Genomic DNA, 22,436 nt, shown 5'->3' with positions numbered 1-22,436 from the left:
TGCGGCGGTTACACGGAAGCCTTGAATTCGGTGACCCTCGCCGGGGTCACCCGGATGATCAGCCGCTTGATCTCGTCCGGCTCGGGCGGGTTGGCGTTCGCGTCGCCGAGGTAGCGGTACGCCAGCCGGGCCGGCAGCGACTTGGCCGGATCGTCGACCAGTTCCGCGGACCCGCGGATGTCGACGGAGTGGTAGGGATTGGCGCGGTCGGAGACCGTCAGGCTGATACGCGGATCGCGGGCGAGATGGCGGGCCTTGAGCTTGTCGGCGGTCACCGAGATGAGGACCGCGTCGCCGTCGCGCAGGTACCAGACGGTGGACGTGTGCGGAGCGCCGCTGGCGCTCAACGTGGCCACGACGGCGAAGTTGGGTCCATCGAGGAGCGCCAGCGCGCTGTCGCCGAAGACTGTCATCCGATGAGTCTGTCACAGATAATCTGTTTCGGTCCATTCTTTCCGCGCCCGAATCGCGGCGCTACACGTCGGCCCCAGGCCTCAGGGCCGGTGAGCCCAGAAGAGTTGGTGTCCGCTCTCTCCCTCGGGCACGAACTGGTCGGAGTCGATGATCAGGCCGGATCGGGTGATCCAGTCGCGGTAGGTGGCCACGTCGGCGTGGCTCCACCACATGGTGGCGGTGCCGCCGAGCCAGCGGTCCTGGGTTCCGCTTCCCTCCTGGGCCCCCGTGGTCGCCAGAAGGACTCGCCGGGGCGTAGACACGTCGCAATCCGCCGGAGCAGTTGCGGTGGGGCGTCGCGCGGCATGTGGATGAGGGCGTAGAGGCAGACGACCGCAGCGGACCGACCCGTCGCATTCCGTTAAACGCACAATGCCCGGCCGGAAGGTTCTCCGGCCGGGCATTGTGCGTTCGCCTGACGGTCAGCCCTCGGCGCCGAGGCGGGAGAGGATCAGCTCGCGGACCGTCTTCGCGTCGGCCTGGCCACGGGTGGTCTTCATGACCGCACCGACAAGCGCGCCCGCGGCCGCGACCTTGCCGTCACGGATCTTGGCGGCGATGTCCGGGTTCGCCGCGATCGCCTCGTCGACGGCCGCGGTGAGCGCCCCCGTGTCGGAGACGACACCCAGACCGCGCTTGGCCATGATGTCGCGCGGCGAGCCCTCGCCCGCGACCACGCCCTCCAGGACGGCGCGGGCCAGCTTGTCGTTCAGCTTGCCCTCGTCGACCAGCTGCTGCAGCTCGGCGACCTGCGCCGGGGTGGCGCCGACCGCGGAGAGCTCGATGCCCTCCTCGTTCGCGCGCCGGGCCAGCTCGCCCAGCCACCACTTGCGCGCGCCCGCGGCGGTCGCGCCGGCCGCGATCGTGGCCTCGATCAGCTCTACCGCGCCCGCGTTGACCACGGACTGCATGTCCTGGTCGGTCAGGTCCCACTGCTCCTGGAGCCGCTTGCGGTGCAGGCGCGGCGCTTCCGGCAGCGCGGCCTTCAGCTCGGCGACCCAGGCGGCGTCCGGCGCCATCGGCACCAGGTCCGGCTCCGGGAAGTACCTGTAGTCGGTCGCCTCCTCCTTGGAACGCCCGGCGCGGGTGTCGCCGGTGTCCTCCTGGAAGTGCCGGGTCTCCTGGAAGATCCGGGTGCCGACGTCGAGCAGCGACGCCTGCCGGATCATCTCGGCGCGGACCGCGCGCTCGACCGAACGCAGCGAGTTCACGTTCTTGGTCTCGGTGCGGGTGCCCCACTCGGTCTGGCCGGCCGGGGTGAGCGAGGTGTTCACGTCGCAGCGCATCGAGCCGTGCTCCATCCGCACGTCGGAGACGTTCAGCGAGCGGATCACGTCGCGCAGCTCGGTCACGTAGGCGCGCGCGACAAGCGGCGCCTTCGCGCCGGTGCCCGGGATCGGCTTGGTGACGATCTCGACGAGCGGGATGCCGGCCCGGTTGTAGTCCACGAGCGACTCGGTGGCGCCGTGGATGCGTCCGGTCGCGCCGCCGACGTGAAGCGTCTTGCCGGTGTCCTCCTCCAGGTGCACGCGCTCGATCTCGACGCGGACCATCTCGCCGTCCACCTCGACGTCGAGGTAGCCGTCGACGCACAGCGGCTCGTCGTACTGGCTGGTCTGGAAGTTCTTCGGCATGTCCGGGTAGAAGTAGTTCTTCCGGGCGAACCGGCACCACTCGGCGATCGAGCAGTTGAGCGCGAGCCCGATCCGGATGGTCGCCTCGATCGCGGCCCGGTTCGGCACCGGCAGCGCGCCGGGCAGGCCCAGGCAGACCGGGCAGACCTGGGTGTTGGGCTCCGCGCCGAACTCGGTCGGGCAACCGCAGAACATCTTCGTGTTCGTCCCGAGCTCGACGTGCGTCTCCAGGCCGATCACCGGCTCGTAGCGCGCGACGACGTCGTCGTACGGCGGCAGCACGGTCGTGGTCATGAACTCTCCCGGGTTCTTCATTCCAAGACAACAAAGCAGCGGGGGTACGGCGGGAGCCCGTTGCCGGACACCCCCGCCCGTGTCCTCTTTCTACAGCGCCGGCGGGGTCAGCACGCCGACCGTGGACTCCAGTGCGGCCGCGACCCGGTACATCCGGTCGTCGGCCATGGTCGGAGCCATAATCTGCAGGCCGACCGGCAGCCCCTCGGACAGTCCGCACGGGACCGAGATCGCCGGGCCGCCGTACAGGTTCGTCGGGATCGTGTACAGGTCGGCCAGGTACATCTGGTACGGGTCGTCCATGCGCGATCCGAACGGGAACGCCACGAACGGCGTGGTCGGCGACACCAGCACGTCCACCTGCTCGAACGCGGACGTGAAGTCGCGCGTGATGAGCGTGCGCACCTTCTGCGCCTGGCCGTAGTAGGCGTCGTAGTAGCCGGACGACAGCGCGTACGTACCCAGGATGATCCGGCGCTTGACCTCGGGGCCGAAACCGGCCTCGCGGGTCAGCGACATGACCTCCTCAAGCGAGTGCTTGCCGTCGTCGCCGGTGCGCAGGCCGAACCGGACGCCGTCGAACCTGGCCAGGTTCGACGAGGCCTCGCTCGGCGCGATCAGGTAGTAGGCCGGAAGCGCGTACTGGAAGTGCGGGCAGGAGATCTCGACGACCTCGGCGCCGAGCTTGGTCAGCGCCTCCACCGCGTCCCGGAACGCGGCAGTGACGCCCGCCTCCGCACCCTCGCCGTTGAACTCGGTGACCAGACCGATCTTCACGCCGGTCAGGTCGCCGGACGCACCCTGCCGGGCGGCCGCGACCACGTCCGGCACGGCCTGCGGGATCGAGGTCGAGTCGCGCGGGTCGTGGCCGGCGATGACCGAGTGCAGCAGCGCGGCGTCCTGCACGTTCCGGGCGCACGGCCCGGGGGTGTCAAGCGACGACGAGAACGCGATCAGGCCGTACCGCGAGGTGCCGCCGTAGGTGGGCTTGGCGCCGACAGTGCCGGTGACCGCGCCGGGCTGACGGATCGAGCCGCCGGTGTCCGTACCGATCGCGAGCGGCGCCTCGTAGGCGGCGATCGCCGCCGCACTGCCACCGCCGGAGCCGCCCGGGATGCGCCCGAGGTCCCACGGGTTGTTCGTCGCGCCGTACGCCGAGTACTCAGTGGACGAGCCCATCGCGAACTCGTCCATGTTGGTCTTGCCGAGCATCACGGTGCCCGCGGCGCGCAGGCGCTCCACGATCGTGGCGTCGTACGGCGGCCGCCACCCCTCCAGGATCTTGGAGGCGGCGGTGGTCGGGACGCCCTTGGTGGCGAGCACGTCCTTGACCGCGACCGGGACGCCGGCCAGCGGGCCGAGCGCCTCGCCCGCGGCGCGCTTCGCGTCCACGTCACGGGCGGCGGCGAGCGCGCCCTCCGTGTCGACGTGCAGGAACGCGTGCACGCGCTCGTCCACGGCGGCGATCCGGTCGAGGTGCGCCTGGGCCACCTCGACGGCGGAGACGTCGCCGGCGGCGATCGTGGCGGCCAGCTCGGCCGCGGTCAGCCGGGTGAGATCAGACATCGGGCTCAGGCCTCCTCATCCAGGATCCGCGGGACGCGGAACCGGCCGTCCTCGGCGTCGGGGGCGCCGGAGAGCGCGCCTTCCTGCGTCAGGCCGGGCACGACGACGTCGTCCCGGTAGACGTTTGTCAGTGGCACGGAGTGCGAGGTCGGCGGGATGTCCGCGGCGGCGACCTCACCCACCCGGGCCACCGACTGCAGGATCACGTCGAGCTGGCCGGCGAAGGTGTCCAGCTCCTGCTCCGTCACGGCAAGCCGCGACAGGCGCGCCAGGTGCGCGACCTCCTCGCGGGAGATGGCGGCCATGGGATTGCCCCCTTGGTAGTTCGCTCTTCGGTTGACAGGTGACGGCATGGCGCCGGGCAGCCGGCAGGCCGGGCTTGCGCGCAGCGTCGCACGGGTCGGTGACCTGTGCGAGTCTATTTGTCACCCTCGGCACCGGCCCGGGCGACTCCCCGGATGCCGCGGGCCGTCTGTGCGGAACCGTCGCAGGGCTCGTCGTCCAGGCCCTCGAGCGGGCTCTCGCCGCGGCTCTCCGGCACGGTGGCCTCGGGCGGCGGCAGGTTGCGCCGGTTCGTGCGCCTGCCGTTGCGCCGGGGGTACGTGCCGGGCTCGGCGGGCCGGTCCTCGGGCGCGGTCTCTGCCGGTGTGGTCCCTGCCGGAGTGGTTCCTGGCGCCGTGGCTTCTGTCGGGGCGGCCCCTGCCGGGCTGGCCCCTGCCGGCGTGGGCTCCGGGTGGTTGTTCGCGTGACTTTCCGGGTGGTCGTGCGTGCGGCTACCGGGGAGCGTGGCCGTACGGCTCGCCGGGTGGGCGTCCGTGCGAGCGGCCGGACGGGTGGCGGCCGGGCGCGCGTCGGAGCGTGTGTCCGGGCGGGTGTCCTGGAGGACCGGGGGGCGGTAGCGGGAGAGCCAGACGCCGAACTCCTCGGCCGGCATCGGGCGTCCGTAGAACCAGCCCTGCGCGACGTGGCAGCCGGCGGCCCGGAGCATCCGCCAGGTGCGCTCGTCCTCGACGCCCTCGGCGACGACGCGCAGGCCGAGCGCGCCGGCCAGCTCGATCATGGATCGGACGATCACCGCGTCGTCGCCGTCCTCGGCCATGCCGAGCACGAACGAGCGGTCGATCTTCACCTCGGAGAGCGGCAGGCGGCGCAGGTGCTGCATGGATGAGTAGCCGGTGCCGAAGTCGTCGAGCGCGATCGCGATGCCGAGCCGGGCGAGCCGGGACAGCGTGACCAGGACCCGGCGCGGGTCCGCCATCAACGCGCTCTCGGTGATCTCCAGCTGCAGGCGGTCGGCGGGCAGTCCGTACCGGGCGAGCCGGTCCTCGATCTGATCGACGATGTCGCCGGTGTGCAGGTCCCGGACGCTGACGTTGAGCGCGGCGCGCATCGGCAGACCCTCGTCCCGCCAGGTCGCGAGCTGCTCGATCACGTCGTCGATCACCCGGCGGGTGAGCAGCCGCATCACTGCGGTGTGCTCGGCCGCCTTGATCAGCTCCTCCGGGTGCACCATGCCACGCTCCGGATGCCGCCAGCGCAGCAGCGCCTCGACGCCGACCACCTCGCCGGTGTCGATGGCGACCTGTGGCTGGTAGTACATCCGGATCTCGCCGGCGCCGGGCAGCTGCGGCACGTCCCCGACTGCGGCGTGCGGGTCGTGCTGAAGGTAGGAGGCGACGCCACCGGTCACCTCGAGCGCGGTACGCAGGTCACCGAGCAGGCTGAGCCGCTCGGGCGAGTTGTGGTCGGCCTCCGGCGCGTAGACCGCGACCGCGTCGCCGCGCTGCTTCGCCTCGTACATGGCGACGTCCGCGTGCCGCAGCAGCGTCTCGAAGTCAGTGCCGTGCTCGGGGTAGACGGCGACGCCGATCGAGCCGCCGATGTCGAGCGGCAGCCCGTCCAGCAGCACCGGCTCGTCCAGCGCCTCGGCGATCCCGGCCGCGATCCGGCGCGCGGCGGCGGCGTCCGCGATCCGCGGCGCGAGCACCGCGAACTCGTCGCCGCCGAGCCGGGCGAGCACGGACGGCGCGGTGACGACCGTGGCGAGCCGCTTGGCGACCTCGGTGAGCAGCCGGTCGCCGACCGCGTGGCCGAGCGCGTCGTTGACCCGCTTGAATCGGTCGAGGTCCAGGACGAGCAGCGCCATGTGCGGGTCGGTACCACCCCGCGCGGTCCGCTCCTGGTGCGCGGCCACCTGGTCGGCGACCTCGGCGAGCAGCGCCTTGCGGTTGCCGAGCCCGGTGAGCGGGTCGAGCCGGGAGATCTTCTCGTGCGCGGTGGAGAGCCGCGCCATCCGGTAGACCGCGTAGAGCGGCAGCAGGATGAGCGGGATCAGCGCGGCGCTGAGGTGCGCCGCGACCACAAGCAGCGGGCTCAGGAACAGCAGCGATCCGGCGGACAGCAGCTCGAACCCGAGGCCGCTGACGAACATGGCCGGCCACCTGCCGCCGAACCGCAGCCAGACCGCGGTGGTGACGGTGCCGTAGGTGACCGCGAACCAGGCGGCCGCCGCGGCCACCACCGCGAGCACGTCGGTCCACGAGGGATTGCCGCCGGCCCGGAACGCGAGCTCCGGCCCGGCCGGGAGCACTGCGGCGGCCGCGGCCAGCGCCAGCAGATGCTGGGCGATGTTGAAGCCGGTGCGCCAGATGCTGGTCCGCATCCGCGCGCCGGAGACCGCGACGGCCGCGACCTGCACGACGATCGCCGGGCCGAGCCCCCAGCCCAGCATGATCGCGAAGGTGAGGCAGACCGAGGCGAGGATGGCCGCGCCGAGTCGCCGGCCGGAGGGGGTGAACGGGCGCGCGTCAATCAGCACGGCCAGCGCCGCCATCACCCAGAACGAGATCGGCAGCGCGGTCACCTGGCCGGGCACCGCGATCAGCGGCCCGACGGATGCGGCGGCCGCGCCCAGGATCACGGTCCACACGAAGCCCAGGAACGGCACCGCGCGATCCGCCGGCACCAGGTTCCGCAGCGATGCGGGCTCCACGAGACCTCCCCCGTCTTGTCGGCCTCAGTCGACCGCCAACCCCTGCGCCGACGGCATTCACGATAGGTCGGCGGGCTCACCGAGGCATGAAACGGGCGTAGCCGTGACTAACTTGATATACGTCACAAGCACCCGCAATTACCGTGGGTTTCGCCGCGATGACTGCCTGTTGCATGGACAATCGTTCACTCGACCGATCATCGTCAGCCCGCGGAATCCTCCTCACAATTCGTCGCCACCGCGCGCGCGGCCTCCGGCCCGTCGGCGAGCAGGATCTCGAATCCGGCCTCGTCCAGGACCGGCACCTTCAGCTCGATCGCCTTGTCCGCCTTGCTGCCCGGGTTCTCACCCACCACGACGAAATGCGTCTTCTTCGAGACCGAGCCGCTCACCTTGCCGCCCCGGGACTCGACCGCCTCCTTCGCGCCGTCGCGGGTGAAGTCGACAAGCGTTCCGGTCACCACCGCGGTGATCCCCTTCAGCGGCTGGGGGGCGTCGAGATCGCGCTCCTCCTCAAGCACCACGCCGGAGGCACGCCACTTCTCGACGATCTCCCGATGCCAGTCGACCCGGAACCACTCGGCCAGGCTCTCCGCGATCGTCTTTCCGACGCCCTCGACCGCGACCAGCTGATCCACATCCGCGTTCGCGATCGACTCGATGGACCCGAACTCCCGCGCCAGCGCCTTCGAGGCCTTCGGCCCGACGTGCCGGATCGAGAGCGCGACAAGCAGACGCCACAACGGCCGCCGCCGGGCCTCCACCAGGTTCTCCAGCAGCTTGTGCGCGTTGCCGCCGAGCGAGCCGTCCTTGTTCACGAAGAACGGCGAGGTCAGCAGCCGCTCCTCGGTCAGCGCGAACAGATCGCCCTCGTCGAAGATCACGCCGTCGTCGACAAGCGCGAACGCCGCCTTGCTGCCGAGCGCCTCGATCTCCAGCACCTCGCGGTCGGCCAGGTACACAAGCCGTTCGTGCCGCTGGGCGAGGCAGTACCTGCTGTTCGGGCACCGGATGTCGATGTCCGACTCCTTCGCCGGCGCCAGCTCCGCGTCGCAGGACGGGCACCGCGCCGGCATGACAAACGCGCGCGCGTCCGCCGGCCGCTTCTCCAGCACCGGGCCCAGCACCTCGGGAATCACGTCACCGGCCTTGCGCAGCACCACGGTGTCGCCGATCAGGACGCCCTTGTGCTCCACCTCGCGCGCGTTGTGAAGCGTCGCCAGCGCCACGGTCGAGCCCGCGACCAGGACCGGCTCCATCACGGCGAACGGGGTGACCCTGCCGGTGCGGCCCACGTTCACCTGGATGTCGAGCAGAACCGTGGTGACCTCCTCCGGCGGGTACTTGAACGCGATCGCCCATCGCGGCGCCCGGCTGGTCGAGCCGAGCCGCCCCTGGATCGAGACCGCGTCCGCCTTCACCACCACGCCGTCGATCTCGTGCTCGACCGAGTGCCGCTTCTTCTTCGCGTACTCGTCGATGAACGCGTCTATCCCGTCCACGCCGCCGACCAGGCGCCACCTGTCGCTTGTCGGCAGACCCCAGGACTTCAGCGTCGCGTACGCCCCGGACTGGCTCTCCGGCTGGAAACCGGCCCGCGCGCCGATGCCGTGCACGACCATGCGCAGCGGCCGGGACGCCGTGATCCGGGGATCCTTCTGCCGGAGGCTGCCGGCCGCCGCGTTGCGCGGGTTGGCGAACGGCGCCTTCCCCTGCTCGACCAGGCTCGCATTCAGCCCCGCGAACGCCTCGACCGGGAAGTAGATCTCGCCGCGCACCTCCACCAGGTCCGGCACGTCGTCGCCGGCAAGGCGTTCCGGAATCGCGCGGATCGTGCGCACGTTCGCCGTGACGTCCTCACCGGTGTACCCGTCGCCGCGGGTCGCGGCCCGGACCAGCCGCCCCTTCTCGTACGTCAGGTTGATGGCCAGTCCGTCCACCTTCAGCTCACAGATGAACTCGACCGGCCCGCCCGCGTCCCGCGTGACCCGCTCCACCCAGGCCGCGAGCTGCTCCTTGCTGAACACGTTGTCCAGCGACATCATCCGTTCCGCGTGCTGCACCGCGGTGAACAGCGTCGAGAACGTGCCACCGACCCGCTGCGTCGGCGAATCCGGCGTCCGGAGCGCGGGAAACTCCTGCTCGATCGCCTCCAGCTCGCGCAGCAACGTGTCGAACTCGGCGTCCGGGATCGTGGGCGAGTCCAGCACGTAGTAGCGGTACTGATGGTCCGTCAGCTCGGTGCTCAGCTCCGCGTGCCGGCGGCTCGCCTCGGCCGTAGGCGGCGGGCCCGCCGCCTCCACCTGCGCGGCCGTGACCTCGGCGGTCGTCACCTCAGCCGCCGCGCCGTCCTCCCTAGCGCGCTCGTTAATCGTGCGCTCGTCAATCGTGCGCTCGTCATTCGTGCGCTCGTCCGCAGCGCGCTCGTTCGCCGTACCCCCGGCTGGTGTGGCCTGGTCTTTCGTGCCCTCAGCCGCCGGGCCGGTCTTCGGCTCGCCGTCTCGCGCCGTCTCGGCTGGCATCACGCCGCCCCCGTCCACCTCGTCGCGCCGTCATCTGCACGGTAACGAGCGGGACCGACATTTTCGAACGATCGACACTCCGAACTCTCAGCAAACCAATCGATCAACTTTATTGCGATCATTCCCACACCAGTACGACCATGGTCCCCATGACCCAGACCCCGCACCGCCCGCAGCCGGCATCCCTGCTCGCCGCGGTCCGCGCCCTCCGCGCCGCCGCGATGAGCTGCGCAAACGACCCGTCCTGGTCCATGCCGGACGACGACGTGCTCGCCGCCGTCGCCGAGGCGCACGCCGCCCAGCAGGCGACGACCGCGCTCCTGCTCCATCTTATTGAGCAGGCCGACAATAGATCTCTAACCAAGATCAAAAGACGCGCTGGTACGAGCACCTGGCTGGCCGAGGAACTGCGGATCACCGTCCCCGCGGCCCGGCGGCTGGCGAAGCGGGCCCGGCAGGTGTGCGCCCGCCCGAAAGTCGCCGCCGCCCTGCGCACCGGCCAGATCAACGCCGAGCAGGCGGGTGCGATCGCCCACACTGTCCATGACCTGCCGGACACAATCGACGCCGCGCGTGTCGACGCCGCCGAGACGATGCTGATCGCCGAGGCCGACCAGCTCGACGCGGTCCGGCTCACCCGCGCCAGCGACCGGGTCCTTGACCTGCTCGACCCGTCCGGCGCCATCGGCCGCGAAGCAGCCCGGCAGCGTCGCGAAACCGCCGCCGTCAACTCGCGCACCGCCCGGCGCCTCTCCCTCACGCCCACGGCCCCGGGCGACGCGATCCGCCTGACCGGCGTGTTCGACCCCCGATCCGCCGCCGTCCTGGAGGCCGCACTCCACCGCTACGGCTCCGTGCCCGTAGCATCCGCCGCCCCGGCCTCGGTCCCGGACGCCGCCCAGCGCCGCGCCGACGCCTTGGTCGAAATCTGCCGCCTGTCCCTCGTCGCCCCCACGCAACGCCTCACCCCGACTCCGCCCGACGGCCCCACCCGGTCCTCGGCCCCCGACCCGGCCGGCGTGGTGATCGCGCTCAATACGCCGCGCGCTCGGCTCACCAACCGCTCCGCCCGCAAGCGCGCGAAGAGCACCCACCACGGCTCCGACAAGAACAGCCGCAGCCGTCATCCCAGCCACCGCTGACGACCGGCGCATCCAGCAGCAGCCGGCAGCCGAACCCCATCCACATCCCGCCGGTACGCCTCCCCGCTCCCGAACACGCCCGTAACGACTCGCCCTCCGCGCTCCTTCGCACGCCAGCCACAGGTATGCACGCACCCGGCTCCAGAGGCCCCATGCGGGCCTCGAACTCAGCCGCCACCGCGCGCGCCCTCGTGGTCCACCACCTCCATAAGCCTTCGCAGCCACCGCATAACCGCAGGCCGCCATGCATCGACACGCCGCCATGCACCCGCGGGTCGGCGCACACCCGCGGGCCGTCCACACCTGCGGGCAGTCGGCACCCACGGGCCGTCCGCACCCGCGGGCCGTTGCCCCTGAGGGCCGTTGCCCCTGAGGGCCGTTGCCCCTGAGGGCGTTTGCCCTTGCGGGCAGGCGGGACCTGCTTCGGCGGGTTTGTGGTGTGTCGCGGGAGGTGTGGACTGACCGGCTCCGTTCGGCACCGCGGTGCCTTGTCGGCATGACCGATCACTCACACGATCGCCGGGGCGGCTGCTCAGCCGCCGATTAACACACACGCGCCGCCCATGCATCGCGCCACCTCAGCATGGGTAGCCCCGGCGTCACGCCGCTCGGAGGAGTCGACGCCGGGGCTCGTGCCTCTCCCCCGGATGCGAGCCAGGAAGAGGTAGTGCCAGCCTAGGGCACTTGTTCGACTATGTCGATTATGTTTGCGGGCCGGCGTCGAGCTGCCCGCCCCGGCCCACCGCGCCGAGCCCCGAGGCACGCCTCCAGGAGTGCGCGGAATTCCACCGCAACGCCGGCCGCCGCCCGATCAGCAGGAGCCATATCGGGCGCGCAAGATCGAGTACTCATAGGGAAATGTCGAAGCCTTCCTTGAGAAAATGCAGCTAGAGCGCGCGTAATCGACCAAATCGACTATGTCAACCTAATCGACTTGGTAGCTGAGGTCTTCCGACCGGTGATCTACTTGGCCCTGCGAGCCAGGAAGAGATTGGACGGAGTCCATGGCGGTTTCAAAGAAGGACCGGGTGCACACGGCCATCCGGGCACAGATCCTCAGCGGCGAGCTGCCGACCGGGCACAAGATGAAGTCGACCCGGTTGCTGGAGGAGGAGTACGGCGTCTCCTACGGCACACTCAACACCGTCATCAACATGCTGAAGATCGAGAAGCTACTCGTCGGCTATCAGGGTGACGGCGTGTACGTGCGCAGGAAGCCGGGCGAGCCCGCCGAGGATTAGGCAGGGCTTCAAGCGCACCAAGCGCACCAAGCACACCAAGCACACCAAGCGCAGGCACGATCAGCTCGGGCCAACCCGCTCAAGCACGGCCGGGTCAAGCACGGCCAGCTCACCCGCACCCACAGCTCAGAGCACCGGCCGGGAGGCCATCCCCACGGATGACCGCCCGGTCGGTCGCAGTCGTGCACACCCACGCGGACGGAGCGCGGCGCTGGCGTCGCGGCGAGGCGACCGATCGGGCACCCCTCGGCCGTCGGGCTCCCGTCCGTACCCGCGTGGTGTGAGAGCTTTCGGCGGCGGACGCCGCACGGCACCGCCTGCCGCCAGAAGCGCGGGTGATCCGCCTACAGCCGGTAGAAGTCGGTGTAGTGGTTCGGGCTGTACCAGGTCACGCCGCTGCTGCGGTTCACCACGATGCGGTGCGCGTCGCGGGCCGCGCCGTTCGCCCGTGGGTAGACGTCGTACTCGTAATACGTCGCGCCCGACGGCAGCTGCCCCTCGCGGTTGTAGAACTGCCCGCCCGCGAAGTTGTACTGGCTCCCCCACGTGTACCAGCCACGGGTGGTCGGGAAGCCGCGGCTCGACCAGCCCGACCGCGCGGTCCGTGCGGCAGCACAGCCGCTGAGCGTGCACGACGAGTAGACGGTCGCCTCGGCCGGGGATGCGAGCGTCGGCGCCACGATCGACGGCCCGACGACAAGCGTCGCGACAAGCGCGAACAGCGTCAGCAGGCGCGAGAAGCCGCGCCGTGTCCGGACGGCTGCGGTTGCGGACGAAGACCCCATGGTTCCTCCCATAGATAAACTGTCACCTATGGATGGATTCTCGGGCCCGCGCCACCGCCCCCGATAGCCGTCACTTCCGGGTCATACCGTCCGCGCGAGGGAGGGCTTACGCGAGCGGCTCCGCCGGCACCGCGTCGTAGGCGGACGCCACCATGCCGGTCACCGCCGCGTCCGGCGCGAACGTCACCGAGTCCACGGCCGACAACTGCCGCACCGGGTTGATCGAGTTGCACGAGAACGCATACGAGAAGTCACCAGTCGTCTCCGGTGTCACCTGCCGCACCTCCCACGGCACGCCGATCCGGCCGAGTCCGTCCCGGAGCACAAGCATGGACACGCCGGGCAGTACGGCCGCCTCCGGCCAGATCACGCGCGAGCCGTCGAAGAAGCCGACGTTCCACACCGTGCCCTCGCTGACCAGGCCGTTCCGGTCCACGAACAGCGCGTCGTCGAAGCCCAGGGCCCGCGCCCGCCGCCAGTGGTAGGTGAGCCCGAACGTCGCCACATGCTTCACCGACGGCAGGTCCCGCTCGTACGGCACCGTGCACACCCGCACCGGGGACGTCTGCGCGGGCGCGGGCGGGCCGGCCGTGACCACCACGTGCAACTCCGCCGGCGCGACCGCGCTCGGCTGCCGCCCCTCGCCGGAGTAGACGGTCACCCGCACCGACGCATCAGGCGTTCCGGCGAGCGCGTGCCGCACCAGCTCGCGCACCCGGTCCCCGGCCAGGCCGCGCCCGAACAGCTCCCGGGACTGCCGGTCCAGCCGGTCCAGGTGGTGGCCGAGTCCGCGTACCAGACCGTCGCGGACCTGCATGGACGTGAAGTGCCCGTAGTTGGTGGCCGCCAGCGCCCACAGCCGGTCCGCGGTGGTCCCGGCCCCGTCCAACTCCGTCACGGTGCGGACGCTCATCGGCTGTCCGCCGCCTCGTACAGCCGTTTCCCGGCGTCCCGGCACGCGGCCAGCACCTCCCGCGCGTACGCCGGCGTCGCGCCCGCGAGCCCGCAGGCCGGCGTCACCACGACCTGCCGGGCCAGCTGCGTCGCCGAGAATCCGAGGTCGCGCCACACCGTCCGGACCCGGTCCGCGACCGCGGCGGAGGTGACCGTGCGCGCCTGCGGGAGCGTGGGCGCGGCGCCCGCGAGCAGCCCCAGCCCGGCGTCGATCGCCTCGCCGAGCGGGTCCAGCTTGGTGACCAGGGAGAGGTCGAGCGCGACACCGGCCGCGCCTGATGCGCGCACCACGTCAAGCGGCACATCCGGCGCGCAGCAGTGCACGACGACCGGCACGCCGACCGCGTCCACGACAAGTCGCAGCAGCTCGGAGGCGGTGGTCGACTCGACCGCGCGGTAGGTGCCGAGCCCGCTCTCGGTCCGCACCCGGCCGGCCAGCACGGCCGGCAGCGACGGCTCGTCGAGTTGCAGCACGACTGTGGCGCCCGGGAGCCGGGCCGCGACGTCCCGGACGTGCGTGGCGAGTCCCTCGGCGAGCGAGGTGGCCAGGTCCCGGACCGCGCCGTGATCGCGCAGCAAACGCCCGCCGATCTGCAGCTCGACGTGGGACGCGAGCGTCCACGGGCCGGCCGCCTGCAGCTTCACCGGCCCGGTGAACTCGGCCGCCTGCTCGGTGAGCTGGTCAACATCGCGGTCCAGCAGGTCACGCGTGCGCCGCAGGTCCTTGCCGGGCCGGGAGGCCGCCTGCCAGCGCCCCGCGTACAGCTCGACAGGCAGCTCGACCAGGAAGCCGGCACCGCGGCCAATCAGGTCCGCGCCAGGTCCGCGCCCGGGCAGTTCCGGCAGGTGCGGGAAGTCGGGCAGCTCCCCGAGGATCATCCGCTGGGCCTCGGCCACGTCGCTCCCGGGCAGCGATCCGATCCCGGTCGACGAGCCCTCGGGCCACGGCCACGCCGCTGGTTCGCTCATGCCGCCGACTCTACTGAGCCCGATCGGTCACCCCACGCCCAGAGCGACAAAGAGCAAAGGCCTGCGGGGGTACGCCCCCCGCAGCCCTGGCTCATCCGGTGGCGACATTCTGGGCGTGGAGCGACCGCGCGGACAACGCCGTCCGGCGCAGACAGCGGGCTCCACGGCAGCGCCGATCGGTCCCGGCCGAGTACAGCGTGTCCCCGCCCGCCTCCGGAAGAGGCGGCGGGCTACCGCCGCTCTACGTGTGCGTGATCGTCCCCGAGCCGAGCACGACGTCCCCGTCCGCCTCCGGCCGGTACACCACAAGCGCCTGCCCGGCCGCCACCCCGCGGGCCGGCGTGGTCAGCGACGCGACCAGCTCGCCGGCCGCCACCGACACCCGCGCCGGGTACGTCTCGCCGTGCGCCCGCAGCTGCACGACGCAGTCCAGCTCGCCTGTGAAGTCCGCCGGGAGCCCGGTCCAGACCGGCTTCGCCGCGTACACCGTGGACACCTCGAGCGCGGCCGCCGGCCCCACGGTCACCGTGTTCGTCTTCGGCGTGATCGACAGCACGTAGCGCGGCCGCCCGTCCGGCGCGGGCACGGTCAGCCCGAGGCCCTTGCGCTGCCCGACCGTGTACGCGTACGCCCCGCCGTGTGCGCCCACCACCTCGCCTGTCGACGAGTCCACGATGTCGCCGGGCGCGGAGCCGAGCCGCGACTCGAGGAACCCGCGCGTGTCGCCGTCCGCGATGAAGCAGATGTCGTGCGAGTCCGGCTTCTCCGCCACGCCCAGGCCGCGGGCCGCCGCCTCCGCCCGCACCTCGGTCTTGGTGGAGTCGCCGAGCGGGAAGTAGGACCGGTCCAGCTGCGCGCGGTTGAGCACCGCAAGCACATAGGACTGGTCCTTCGGCAGGTCGACGCTGCGCCGGAGCAGGCCGTCCGGGCCGAGCCGGGCGTGGTGGCCGGTGACGACCGCGTCGAAGCCGAGCGCGATCGCCCGGTCCAGCACGGCCGCGAACTTGATCTTCTCGTTGCAGCGCAGGCACGGGTTCGGCGTGCGGCCGGCCGCGTACTCGGCCACGAAGTCGTCGACCACGTCCGCATGGAAGCGCTCGGCCATGTCCCACACGTAGAACGGGATGCCGAGCACGTCCGAGGCACGCCGGGCGTCGTGTGAATCCTCGACCGTGCAGCAGCCGCGCGCGCCGGTCCGGAACGTCTGCGGGTTGCGGGAGAGGGCCAGGTGGACGCCGGTGACGTCGTGCCCGGCTTCGACGGCACGGGCCGCCGCCACCGCCGAGTCGACACCGCCGGACATCGCCGCGAGAACACGCACGTGAAAGCCCCTCCCCGGGTAAAAGCTCAGATCAACGGTACGCCGCCGGTAAAGCCGGTATTCAGCCGAGAACGGACTTGATCACGCCGGCCCGGCGCGCGCGTTCGACAGCTGCCGGCAGCGCGGCGAGCAGCACGTCCACGTCCGCGTCGGTGGAGGTGTGGCCGAGCGTGAACCGCAGCGACGAGCGTGCCCGGTCGTCGTCCGCCCCCATCGCGACAAGCACGTGCGACGGCTGGGCCACGCCGGCCGAGCAGGCGGAGCCGGTGGAGCAGTCGATGCCCTGCGCGTCAAGCAGCAGCAGGAGTGCGTCGCCCTCGCAGCCGGGGAACGAGAAGTGCGCGTTCCCGGGCAGCCGGTGCGAGGCCGCGCCGTTCAGGATCGCGTCCGGCACGGCCTTGATCACGCCCGCGACGAGCCGGTCGCGGAGTCCGCCGACACGCGCCGCGTACTCCTGCTGGTTCTTGACCGCGGTCTCGACCGCGACCGCGAACGCGACGATGCCTGCCGCGTCAAGCGTGCCGGAGCGCACGTCGCGCTCCTGGCCGCCGCCGTGCAGAAGCGGCGTGACCGCCACGTCCCGGCCGAGCAGCAGCGCGCCGACGCCGACCGGGCCGCCGACCTTGTGCCCGGTGACTGTGAGCGCGGAGGCGCCGCTCGCGGCGAAGTCGACGGGCACCTGCCCGACCGCCTGCACCGCGTCGGTGTGGAACGGCACCCCGCGGGCGGCCGCGAGCGCGGCCAGCTCGGTGACCGGCTGCAGCGTGCCGACCTCGTTGTTCGCCCACATCACGGTGACCATGGCCACCCGGTCCCCGTGCGCGTCCAGCTCGGCCGCGAGCGTCTCGGGCGTGATCAGGCCGATGTGATCCGCGTCCAGCCAGCCCGCGGTGGCGCCCTCGTGCGCGACAAGCCAGTCGACCGCGTCCATCACCGCGTGGTGCTCGACCCCGCTGGCGACGACCCGGGTGCGGGCCGCGTCCCGGCTGCGCCGCGCCCAGAACATGCCCTTGACCGCGAGATTGTCGCTCTCGGTGCCGCCGCTGGTGAAGATCACCTCGGAGGGACGCGCACCGAGCGCGGCCCCGATCCGTTCCCGGGACTCCTCGACGCGCTGACGTGCGTGGCGCCCGGCGGCATGCAACGACGACGCGTTGCCGACCTCTCGGGCGGTGGCGACATATGCCTCGAGCGCCTCGCTGAGCATCGGCGTGGTCGCGGCGTGATCCAGGTAGGCCATTACCCCCAGCCTACCGGTCCTTACCGCCCGCTCCATCGGCCCTGACCACAGTCTGAGCACCGTCACTCAAACCCCATCAAAACCACAATCCCGCCACGGTACGGCGTGCTGTGCCAACCACAGATGACGCTTTTGCCCGTCGTTCGCCCGAAACCGCCGTCTACCGTCCGCCATCACGTGCCGAGCCGGAGAAGCTCAGCGGCGACAGTTGCCCCAGCGCGGGGCGGCGGCCGGCATCTCAGCGCCAGGCGGTGGCCGCTATCTCAGCGCGAGGCGGCGACCCGCTATCTCAGCGCGAGGCGGCGACCCGCTACCGCAGCGCGAGGCGGCGACCGCTACCGCAGCGCGAGGCGGCGACCGCTACCGCAGCGCGAGGCGGTGCCCGGTGGCTCGGCGCGGGACGGTGCCCGGGAGCGCGCTCGCCGGGAGTGCCGCAGACAGGTAAGGGCCGGGCATCCGATGCCCGGCCCTTACCTGGAGAGGCTACTTACGCTTGCGGATCTCGTCCGCGGCCTGCGGCACGACCTTGTTCAGGTCGCCCACCACGCCGAAGTCGGCCAGCTCGAAGATCGGCGCCTCGGTGTCCTTGTTCACCGCGACGATCGTCTTCGAGGTCTGCATGCCGGCCCGGTGCTGGATCGCGCCGGAGATGCCGAGCGCGATGTACAGCTGCGGGGAGACGGTCTTGCCGGTCTGCCCGACCTGGAACTGGTGCGGGTAGAAGCCGGAGTCGACAGCCGCGCGGGACGCGCCGACCGCGCCGCCGAGCAGGTCGGCCAGCTCCTCGACCAGCTTGAAGTTGTCCGCGCTGGCCACGCCGCGGCCGCCGGAGACGACGACCGACGCCTCGGACAGCTCCGGGCGCGCGCCCTTCTGCTCCACGACCCGCTCGACGACCTTCGCCAGCTTGTCGGACTCGGTCGCGGTGACCGTGAGCGACTCGACGGACGGGGACGCCGGGGCCGGCGTCGGGGTCAGCGAGTTCGGCCGGAGCGCGACGATCGGCAGACCGCGGGTAACCTTGGACTTCACGATCGTGGCGCCGGCGAACGCCACCTGGGTCGCGGTGCCGTCCGCGTCCAGGCCGACCGCGTCGGTGAGCACGCCGTTGTCCAGTTTGATCGCCAGCCGGGCCGCGATCTCCTTACCCTCCTGGGTGGAGGCGAGCAGCACGGCCGCCGGGGAGACCCGCTTGACCAGCTCGGCAACCACTGTCGCCTTGGGGGCGACCAGGTAGCCGTCGATCTCCTCGCTCTCGGCCGCGTAGATCTTCTCCGCGCCGTACTCCGCGAGCCGCGGGGTGAGCGCCTCGGCAGCGCCAGGGCCGCCGAGCACGACCGCGGCCGGGGTGCCGATCTCACGGGCGAGCGTGAGCAGCTCCAGGGTGACCTTCTTCACGCCGGAGGCCGCGGCCTCGACGACGACGAGTACCTCTGCCATGTCTCTGCAGCCCCTTCTCAGACGAACTTCTCGGTGGCGAGGTACTCGACCAGCTTCACGCCGGCGTCACCCTCGTCGACGACCTTCTGACCCGCCGAGCGCGGCGGCCGCTGCGCGTGGTCGAGGACGGTGCTTGTGGCGCCCGTGAAACCGACCTCGGAGGCGTCCACGCCCAGGTCGGCCAGGGACTTCGTCTCCACCGGCTTCTTCTTGGCGGCCATGATGCCCTTGAACGACGGGTACCGCGGCTCGTTGATCGTGTCCCACACCGAGACGACGGCAGGCGTGGCGGCGGTGACCACCTCGTACCCCTCGTCGGTCTGCCGCTCGATGGTCAGCGTGCCGCCGTCCACCGTGAGCTTGCGCGCGCCGGTGAGCGCGGCGACGCCGAGCCGCTCCGCGATCATGTGCGGGAGGACCTGGACGCGGCCGTCTGTGGACTCCGCACCGCAGAAGATGACGTCCGCGTTCAGGCCGCCGAGCGCGGTCGCGATCACCTTGGAGGTGGCGACGGCGCAGGAGCCGCGAAGCGCGTCGTCGACGATGTGCACGGCCTTGGCCGGGCCCATGGAGAGCGCCTTGCGGATCGAGTCGGACGCGCCGGACGGTCCCATGGTCAGCACCGTGACCTCGCCGCCGTGCGCCTCGGCGATCTTCAGCGCCTCCTCGATGGCGTACTCGTCCATCTCGTTGATGACGTTGCTCGCCGAACCGCGGTCCACGGTGTTGTCGTCAGCACGCAGAGACCGTTCCGCGCCGGAGTCCGGCACCTGCTTGACCAGTACCACAATGTTCATCGCGCTTCGACGACCCTCCTGTTAAACGGTTCTCGCCCGACGTGTGAATTCTCGTCCGGACCAAGTCCAGGGCGCATCCGGGGCTCGTTCAGGCTTGCCCGGCCGCCGTCGCGAGGTCAACCACCGTGTGTGTGGACTTGGCCACGGCCCATGTTACCCACTGGTAGGTTCTAGAATATCGCCACGGAGAGTGACACACCTCACCCGGCCGCGCCCGAAGGACGCTACAGTCGAGCAGGCGGGAGGAGTCGTGATATGTCATCTCAAATCGCCGCAGTGCGGGAGCCTGTCCGGACGGCGCCACCCGCGGCGGAACGCTGGTTCCCCGGCAACATGATCGCCTTCGGTCATCACCGCCGGAAACGTCCCGACGACCATCTCTGCGTCTGCGGCCGCCTGCGTGACGAGTGCGTTCGCGCCGCGGTCCGCGCCCTCTGGGAGCAGTGAGCCGGGCGGGGGTGGCTTTTCCCCGGCCCCCGCGGAACCGGAAGGGAGGCCGCCCGCGGCCGACCGGTGCCCGCGGCAGCGTGCGGGCCGCAACCACCCGCAGAGCGGGAAGAGGAACTGGATCGTGATTCCGGCCTTTTCTAGGCGCGGAAGATGAACGGCGTGGTGGTGGTCAGCGGCGTGAAGCCGAGGCGCTCCAGGATCGGGCGGCTCTCGTCGGACGCGTCGACCTGCAGCAACGCGTAACCCCGCTGGTCGGCAAGGCGGGCGCGGTAGGCGACGAGCGCCTTGTAGATGCCGCGCCGGCGGTACTCGGGGAGCGTGCCGCCGCCCCACAGCGTGCCGAACGCGGTGCCCGCGATGTACCGGATCCAGCCGGCGCAGACAAGCGTCCGGGCCTCGTCGTCGGTCTCCGCGATCACGATGGTGACGGACTGCGGGTCGGCCGCGATCTCCCGCTCCATCCCGTCCGCCCACCAGTCCCGGGACGTGCCGGGGTAGATGGCCTCGCCGAGCCGGGCGATCCGGTTTAGCTCGTCGCGGGTGGAGACCTCGCGCAGGTGCACGCCCTCGGGGACCACTGGCACCGCGGCGGCGAGCGGCGCCACCGCGCCCACCACGACGGTCTCGGTCTCCTCGGGTACGAACCCGGCCGCGGTGAGCCGGTCCGCCAGATCGGCGGGCAGGTCGTGGCCGTGCAGCTTCCACTCGGCGCTCTCGCCGCGCTCGGTGAAGTAGGCGGTCTGGCGGGCGATCAGCGCGTCAAGCTCCGCGCCGTCGAGCCCGCCCAGGTCGGTGTAGGTGAGGAAGCCGCCCTCGTCCAGGCCGCGCAGCCGGATCAGCGGGCCGTCACGCTCGACTGTCGCACCGGCCGGCAGCGGATCCGGCATGTGCGCGCGGAGCTGGGCGTCATAGGTGGCGAGCAGCGCGGCGGCGTCGAGATCAGATGTGGTCATGATGACCAGCCCATCACAGCGACCGCACGTCCGCGAGCCGGTTAGGGTCGGTGTCGTGCGCGCGCTGTGGAAAAGCTGGTTCGATCCCGGCGATGTCCGGCGGGTCGGATCGACGCCGGACTACCGCTTCTCGCTCGCGAACGAGCGCACCTTCCTCGCCTGGATCCGCACCGGCCTGGCGCTGATCGCGGGCGGGCTGGCCGCGTTCCAGTTCCTGCCGCGGATGCCGCTGAACCACCTGCGCGAGCTGATCGCGGTGGTGCTGCTGCTGCTCGGCGGCGCGGTCGCGTTCCACTCCGTGCGCCACTGGACCCGCACCGAGCGGGCGATGCGACTGGACCAGGATCTGCCGCCGTCGCACTTCCCGGCGCTGCTTGCCGCGGGCGTGACGCTCGGCGCGCTGGCGCTGGCCGCCGTGCTGATCTACCAGGTGACCCGGTGATCTACCAGGTGACCCGGTGACCCAGCCGGTGCACGGCCCCGGCGTCCCGATCATCCGGACCGGGCTGGCCTGGCGCCGGACCGCGATGTCGTTCGCCGCGGTCACGCTACTGGCCACCCGGCTCGCGCTCACCGGCGATATGGCCTGGCCGGTCGCGCTTGCAGGCGTGCTCGCCGCGGGCGTTGCGTGCGCGATCGCGCTGCGGGTGGTGTGGCTGCGGGTCGGCGATCTCAAGCACGGGCGTACCTCACTGAACGGCCGCGCGCTCTTACTGTGCGCCGTTCTGACGGTCGGATATGCGATGCTCGGGACCGTCTTGATGATCCTCTGAGGCCACCGACTGCCGATCCGCCGATCCACGCGGCATCATTGCGAGATGGCTCGACTGTTCGCGCTCATCTTCCTGCTGCAGATCGCGATGGCGGTCGTGGCCCTGATCGGCTGCCTCTCGGCGGAGCCCGGTGAGATCCGCAACCTGCCGCGGCTGCTCTGGGCCGCCGTGATCGTGCTGCTCCCGGTCGCCGGCCCGATCCTGTGGTTCCTCGCCGGGCGACCCCGGCCGGACACCGGGCCGGGGGCAGGACCCAAGCGCCCGCCCGCCCCGGACGACGATCCCGACTTCCTGCGCTCACTCAACGCGGACAAGGCCCGGCGCGACCGGGAGCTGTTCGAGCAGTGGGAGAACGATCTCAGCCGCCGCGAGGACGAGCTGCGCCGCAACGAGACGAACGACGACGTCTGATCCCCGGCGAAGAGACGGCCGGGCGCGACTGAGAGCTGTCGCGCCCGGCCGCGGGATCACCAGCCCCAGCGGTACTTCTTCACGAACAGCTTCGCGCCGCCCCAGCCGTTGCTGACGCACTTCGAGTCGTCCCAGCGGTTGGTGAGCTCGCCCGCGCGGGCGACCTTCTGGCAGATCCGGTTGCTGTGGTACGAACCGGCGTACGTCCACTTGACGCTCTTGTTCCAGCCCTTGCCGTGGCCCCAGCCCTTGCCGTTGCCCCAGCCGTCGTGACCCTTGCCGTGGCCCTTGTCCCAGTCGTCGTCGCCCCAGCCGGCCTTCTTGTCCCAGCCGGCGTTGTGGCTGGTGATGCTGACGGTCTGGCCGCCGTGCGGGGAGGCCTGGGCGGCACCTGCCGCACTCAGGCTGACGGCGCCACCGGCCGCGATCGCAACGATGGCAAGGGCAACAGAACGCTTCACACTACGCATTTAAGACATCTCCTTCCAATGTGCCCCGA

The 22,436-nt window shown here is 71.3% G+C and carries 20 protein-coding genes and 1 pseudogene; 5 read left to right on the top strand and 16 right to left on the bottom strand.

Going from position 1 to position 22,436, the window contains the following annotated elements; all coding sequences use genetic code 11:
• Positions 1–8: 8 nt before the first annotated feature.
• The 7 genes and pseudogenes from ACIA8K_RS36080 to ligA all read right to left on the bottom strand — a co-directional run bounded on the left by ACIA8K_RS36080 (position 9) and on the right by ligA (position 9,461).
• Positions 9–413, bottom strand: a complete 405-nt coding sequence (locus ACIA8K_RS36080) for a PPOX class F420-dependent oxidoreductase (protein WP_396067694.1) — start codon at positions 411–413, stop codon at positions 9–11.
• An 81-nt stretch (positions 414–494) separates the two neighbouring features.
• On the bottom strand, positions 495–716 hold the full coding sequence (locus ACIA8K_RS36075; protein ID WP_396067692.1) for a hypothetical protein: 222 nt from the start codon (positions 714–716) through the stop codon (positions 495–497).
• Between the two features lie 159 nt (positions 717–875).
• Entirely contained in the window at positions 876–2,381 is a 1,506-nt protein-coding gene (gene gatB, locus ACIA8K_RS36070) for an Asp-tRNA(Asn)/Glu-tRNA(Gln) amidotransferase subunit GatB (RefSeq protein ID WP_396067690.1), read from the bottom strand.
• A 90-nt stretch (positions 2,382–2,471) separates the two neighbouring features.
• Complete coding sequence (gene gatA, locus ACIA8K_RS36065; RefSeq protein WP_396067688.1) at positions 2,472–3,947, bottom strand: Asp-tRNA(Asn)/Glu-tRNA(Gln) amidotransferase subunit GatA; 1,476 nt, start codon at positions 3,945–3,947, stop codon at positions 2,472–2,474.
• Positions 3,948–3,952: 5 nt separating this feature from the next.
• Positions 3,953–4,252 (bottom strand): Asp-tRNA(Asn)/Glu-tRNA(Gln) amidotransferase subunit GatC, encoded by a 300-nt coding sequence (gene gatC, locus ACIA8K_RS36060; protein ID WP_396067686.1) that lies wholly within the window; start codon positions 4,250–4,252, stop codon positions 3,953–3,955.
• 530 nt (positions 4,253–4,782) lie between these two features.
• A pseudogene (locus ACIA8K_RS36055) lies at positions 4,783–6,939 on the bottom strand (putative bifunctional diguanylate cyclase/phosphodiesterase); the annotation flags it as partial.
• Positions 6,940–7,142: 203 nt separating this feature from the next.
• Entirely contained in the window at positions 7,143–9,461 is a 2,319-nt protein-coding gene (gene ligA / locus ACIA8K_RS36050; protein WP_396067684.1) for an NAD-dependent DNA ligase LigA, read from the bottom strand.
• 149 nt (positions 9,462–9,610) lie between these two features.
• On the opposite strand from ligA, the gene ACIA8K_RS36045 reads away from it, so the two are divergent.
• Complete coding sequence (locus ACIA8K_RS36045) at positions 9,611–10,603, top strand: DUF222 domain-containing protein (RefSeq protein ID WP_396067683.1); 993 nt, start codon at positions 9,611–9,613, stop codon at positions 10,601–10,603.
• A 1,004-nt stretch (positions 10,604–11,607) separates the two neighbouring features.
• Positions 11,608–11,844 carry a GntR family transcriptional regulator gene (locus ACIA8K_RS36040; RefSeq protein ID WP_396067681.1) on the top strand — a complete coding sequence of 79 codons (237 nt, stop codon included), beginning with the start codon at positions 11,608–11,610 and terminating at the stop codon, positions 11,842–11,844.
• 344 nt (positions 11,845–12,188) lie between these two features.
• On the opposite strand, the gene ACIA8K_RS36035 is transcribed toward ACIA8K_RS36040, so the two are convergent.
• The 8 genes from ACIA8K_RS36035 to ACIA8K_RS36000 all read right to left on the bottom strand — a co-directional run bounded on the left by ACIA8K_RS36035 (position 12,189) and on the right by ACIA8K_RS36000 (position 20,753).
• Entirely contained in the window at positions 12,189–12,629 is a 441-nt protein-coding gene (locus ACIA8K_RS36035) for a ribonuclease domain-containing protein (RefSeq protein WP_396067679.1), read from the bottom strand.
• A gap of 106 nt (positions 12,630–12,735) precedes the next feature.
• The gene (locus tag ACIA8K_RS36030) at positions 12,736–13,542 is read right to left on the bottom strand and encodes an aminotransferase class IV family protein (RefSeq protein ID WP_396067677.1); all 807 of its coding nucleotides are present in this window, start codon (positions 13,540–13,542) and stop codon (positions 12,736–12,738) included.
• Positions 13,539–14,552: a methionine synthase gene (locus ACIA8K_RS36025; RefSeq protein ID WP_396067675.1), complete on the bottom strand. Its 1,014-nt coding sequence runs from the start codon at positions 14,550–14,552 to the stop codon at positions 13,539–13,541. The genes ACIA8K_RS36030 and ACIA8K_RS36025 overlap by 4 nt, the downstream gene beginning before the upstream one ends.
• A 241-nt stretch (positions 14,553–14,793) precedes the next feature.
• Positions 14,794–15,873, bottom strand: a complete 1,080-nt coding sequence (mnmA, locus tag ACIA8K_RS36020) for a tRNA 2-thiouridine(34) synthase MnmA (RefSeq protein WP_396067673.1) — start codon at positions 15,871–15,873, stop codon at positions 14,794–14,796.
• A 61-nt stretch (positions 15,874–15,934) separates the two neighbouring features.
• Entirely contained in the window at positions 15,935–17,113 is a 1,179-nt protein-coding gene (locus ACIA8K_RS36015; RefSeq protein WP_396067671.1) for a cysteine desulfurase family protein, read from the bottom strand.
• 483 nt (positions 17,114–17,596) lie between these two features.
• The gene (locus ACIA8K_RS36010; RefSeq protein WP_396067669.1) at positions 17,597–18,553 is read right to left on the bottom strand and encodes an electron transfer flavoprotein subunit alpha/FixB family protein; all 957 of its coding nucleotides are present in this window, start codon (positions 18,551–18,553) and stop codon (positions 17,597–17,599) included.
• 17 nt (positions 18,554–18,570) lie between these two features.
• Positions 18,571–19,350: an electron transfer flavoprotein subunit beta/FixA family protein gene (locus ACIA8K_RS36005; protein WP_396067667.1), complete on the bottom strand. Its 780-nt coding sequence runs from the start codon at positions 19,348–19,350 to the stop codon at positions 18,571–18,573.
• 587 nt (positions 19,351–19,937) lie between these two features.
• A complete protein-coding gene (locus ACIA8K_RS36000; RefSeq protein ID WP_396067665.1) occupies positions 19,938–20,753 on the bottom strand; it encodes a GNAT family N-acetyltransferase in 816 nt (271 codons plus the stop codon).
• 64 nt (positions 20,754–20,817) lie between these two features.
• On the opposite strand from ACIA8K_RS36000, the gene ACIA8K_RS35995 reads away from it, so the two are divergent.
• From ACIA8K_RS35995 to ACIA8K_RS35985, 3 genes are read left to right on the top strand one after another with little or no spacing between them, the layout of a single operon-like run.
• Positions 20,818–21,195 carry a YidH family protein gene (locus ACIA8K_RS35995; protein WP_396067712.1) on the top strand — a complete coding sequence of 126 codons (378 nt, stop codon included), beginning with the start codon at positions 20,818–20,820 and terminating at the stop codon, positions 21,193–21,195.
• A gap of 16 nt (positions 21,196–21,211) precedes the next feature.
• Complete coding sequence (locus ACIA8K_RS35990; RefSeq protein ID WP_396067663.1) at positions 21,212–21,526, top strand: DUF202 domain-containing protein; 315 nt, start codon at positions 21,212–21,214, stop codon at positions 21,524–21,526.
• A 45-nt stretch (positions 21,527–21,571) separates the two neighbouring features.
• Positions 21,572–21,937, top strand: coding sequence for a PLD nuclease N-terminal domain-containing protein (locus tag ACIA8K_RS35985; protein ID WP_396067661.1), 366 nt, complete (start codon positions 21,572–21,574; stop codon positions 21,935–21,937).
• A gap of 56 nt (positions 21,938–21,993) precedes the next feature.
• Here the strand turns inward: ACIA8K_RS35985 and ACIA8K_RS35980 are convergent, their stop codons facing one another.
• Positions 21,994–22,398 carry a hypothetical protein gene (locus tag ACIA8K_RS35980; protein WP_396067659.1) on the bottom strand — a complete coding sequence of 135 codons (405 nt, stop codon included), beginning with the start codon at positions 22,396–22,398 and terminating at the stop codon, positions 21,994–21,996.
• Positions 22,399–22,436 lie beyond the last annotated feature (38 nt).

Origin of the sequence: Catenuloplanes sp. NPDC051500, from assembly GCF_044454585.1 — a bacterium.
GTDB lineage: Bacteria > Actinomycetota > Actinomycetes > Mycobacteriales > Micromonosporaceae > Catenuloplanes.
This window is presented reverse-complemented; position numbering and strand designations above follow the sequence as displayed.

What these genes read in the sequence shown, in the direction of transcription:
- ligA (WP_396067684.1), bottom strand. Translation starts at nt 9,461, where the DNA reads ATGCCAGCCGAGACGGCGCGAGACGGCGAGCCGAAGACCGGCCCGGCG.
- ACIA8K_RS36040 (WP_396067681.1), top strand. Translation starts at nt 11,608, where the DNA reads ATGGCGGTTTCAAAGAAGGACCGGGTGCACACGGCCATCCGGGCACAG.
- gatA (WP_396067688.1), bottom strand. Translation starts at nt 3,947, where the DNA reads ATGTCTGATCTCACCCGGCTGACCGCGGCCGAGCTGGCCGCCACGATC.
- ACIA8K_RS36000 (WP_396067665.1), bottom strand. Translation starts at nt 20,753, where the DNA reads ATGACCACATCTGATCTCGACGCCGCCGCGCTGCTCGCCACCTATGAC.
- ACIA8K_RS36005 (WP_396067667.1), bottom strand. Translation starts at nt 19,350, where the DNA reads ATGAACATTGTGGTACTGGTCAAGCAGGTGCCGGACTCCGGCGCGGAA.
- gatB (WP_396067690.1), bottom strand. Translation starts at nt 2,381, where the DNA reads ATGACCACGACCGTGCTGCCGCCGTACGACGACGTCGTCGCGCGCTAC.
- ACIA8K_RS36015 (WP_396067671.1), bottom strand. Translation starts at nt 17,113, where the DNA reads ATGGCCTACCTGGATCACGCCGCGACCACGCCGATGCTCAGCGAGGCG.
- ACIA8K_RS36080 (WP_396067694.1), bottom strand. Translation starts at nt 413, where the DNA reads ATGACAGTCTTCGGCGACAGCGCGCTGGCGCTCCTCGATGGACCCAAC.
- ACIA8K_RS35985 (WP_396067661.1), top strand. Translation starts at nt 21,572, where the DNA reads ATGGCTCGACTGTTCGCGCTCATCTTCCTGCTGCAGATCGCGATGGCG.
- ACIA8K_RS36025 (WP_396067675.1), bottom strand. Translation starts at nt 14,552, where the DNA reads ATGAGCGAACCAGCGGCGTGGCCGTGGCCCGAGGGCTCGTCGACCGGG.
- ACIA8K_RS36045 (WP_396067683.1), top strand. Translation starts at nt 9,611, where the DNA reads ATGACCCAGACCCCGCACCGCCCGCAGCCGGCATCCCTGCTCGCCGCG.
- ACIA8K_RS36035 (WP_396067679.1), bottom strand. Translation starts at nt 12,629, where the DNA reads ATGGGGTCTTCGTCCGCAACCGCAGCCGTCCGGACACGGCGCGGCTTC.
- gatC (WP_396067686.1), bottom strand. Translation starts at nt 4,252, where the DNA reads ATGGCCGCCATCTCCCGCGAGGAGGTCGCGCACCTGGCGCGCCTGTCG.
- ACIA8K_RS36030 (WP_396067677.1), bottom strand. Translation starts at nt 13,542, where the DNA reads ATGAGCGTCCGCACCGTGACGGAGTTGGACGGGGCCGGGACCACCGCG.
- ACIA8K_RS36010 (WP_396067669.1), bottom strand. Translation starts at nt 18,553, where the DNA reads ATGGCAGAGGTACTCGTCGTCGTCGAGGCCGCGGCCTCCGGCGTGAAG.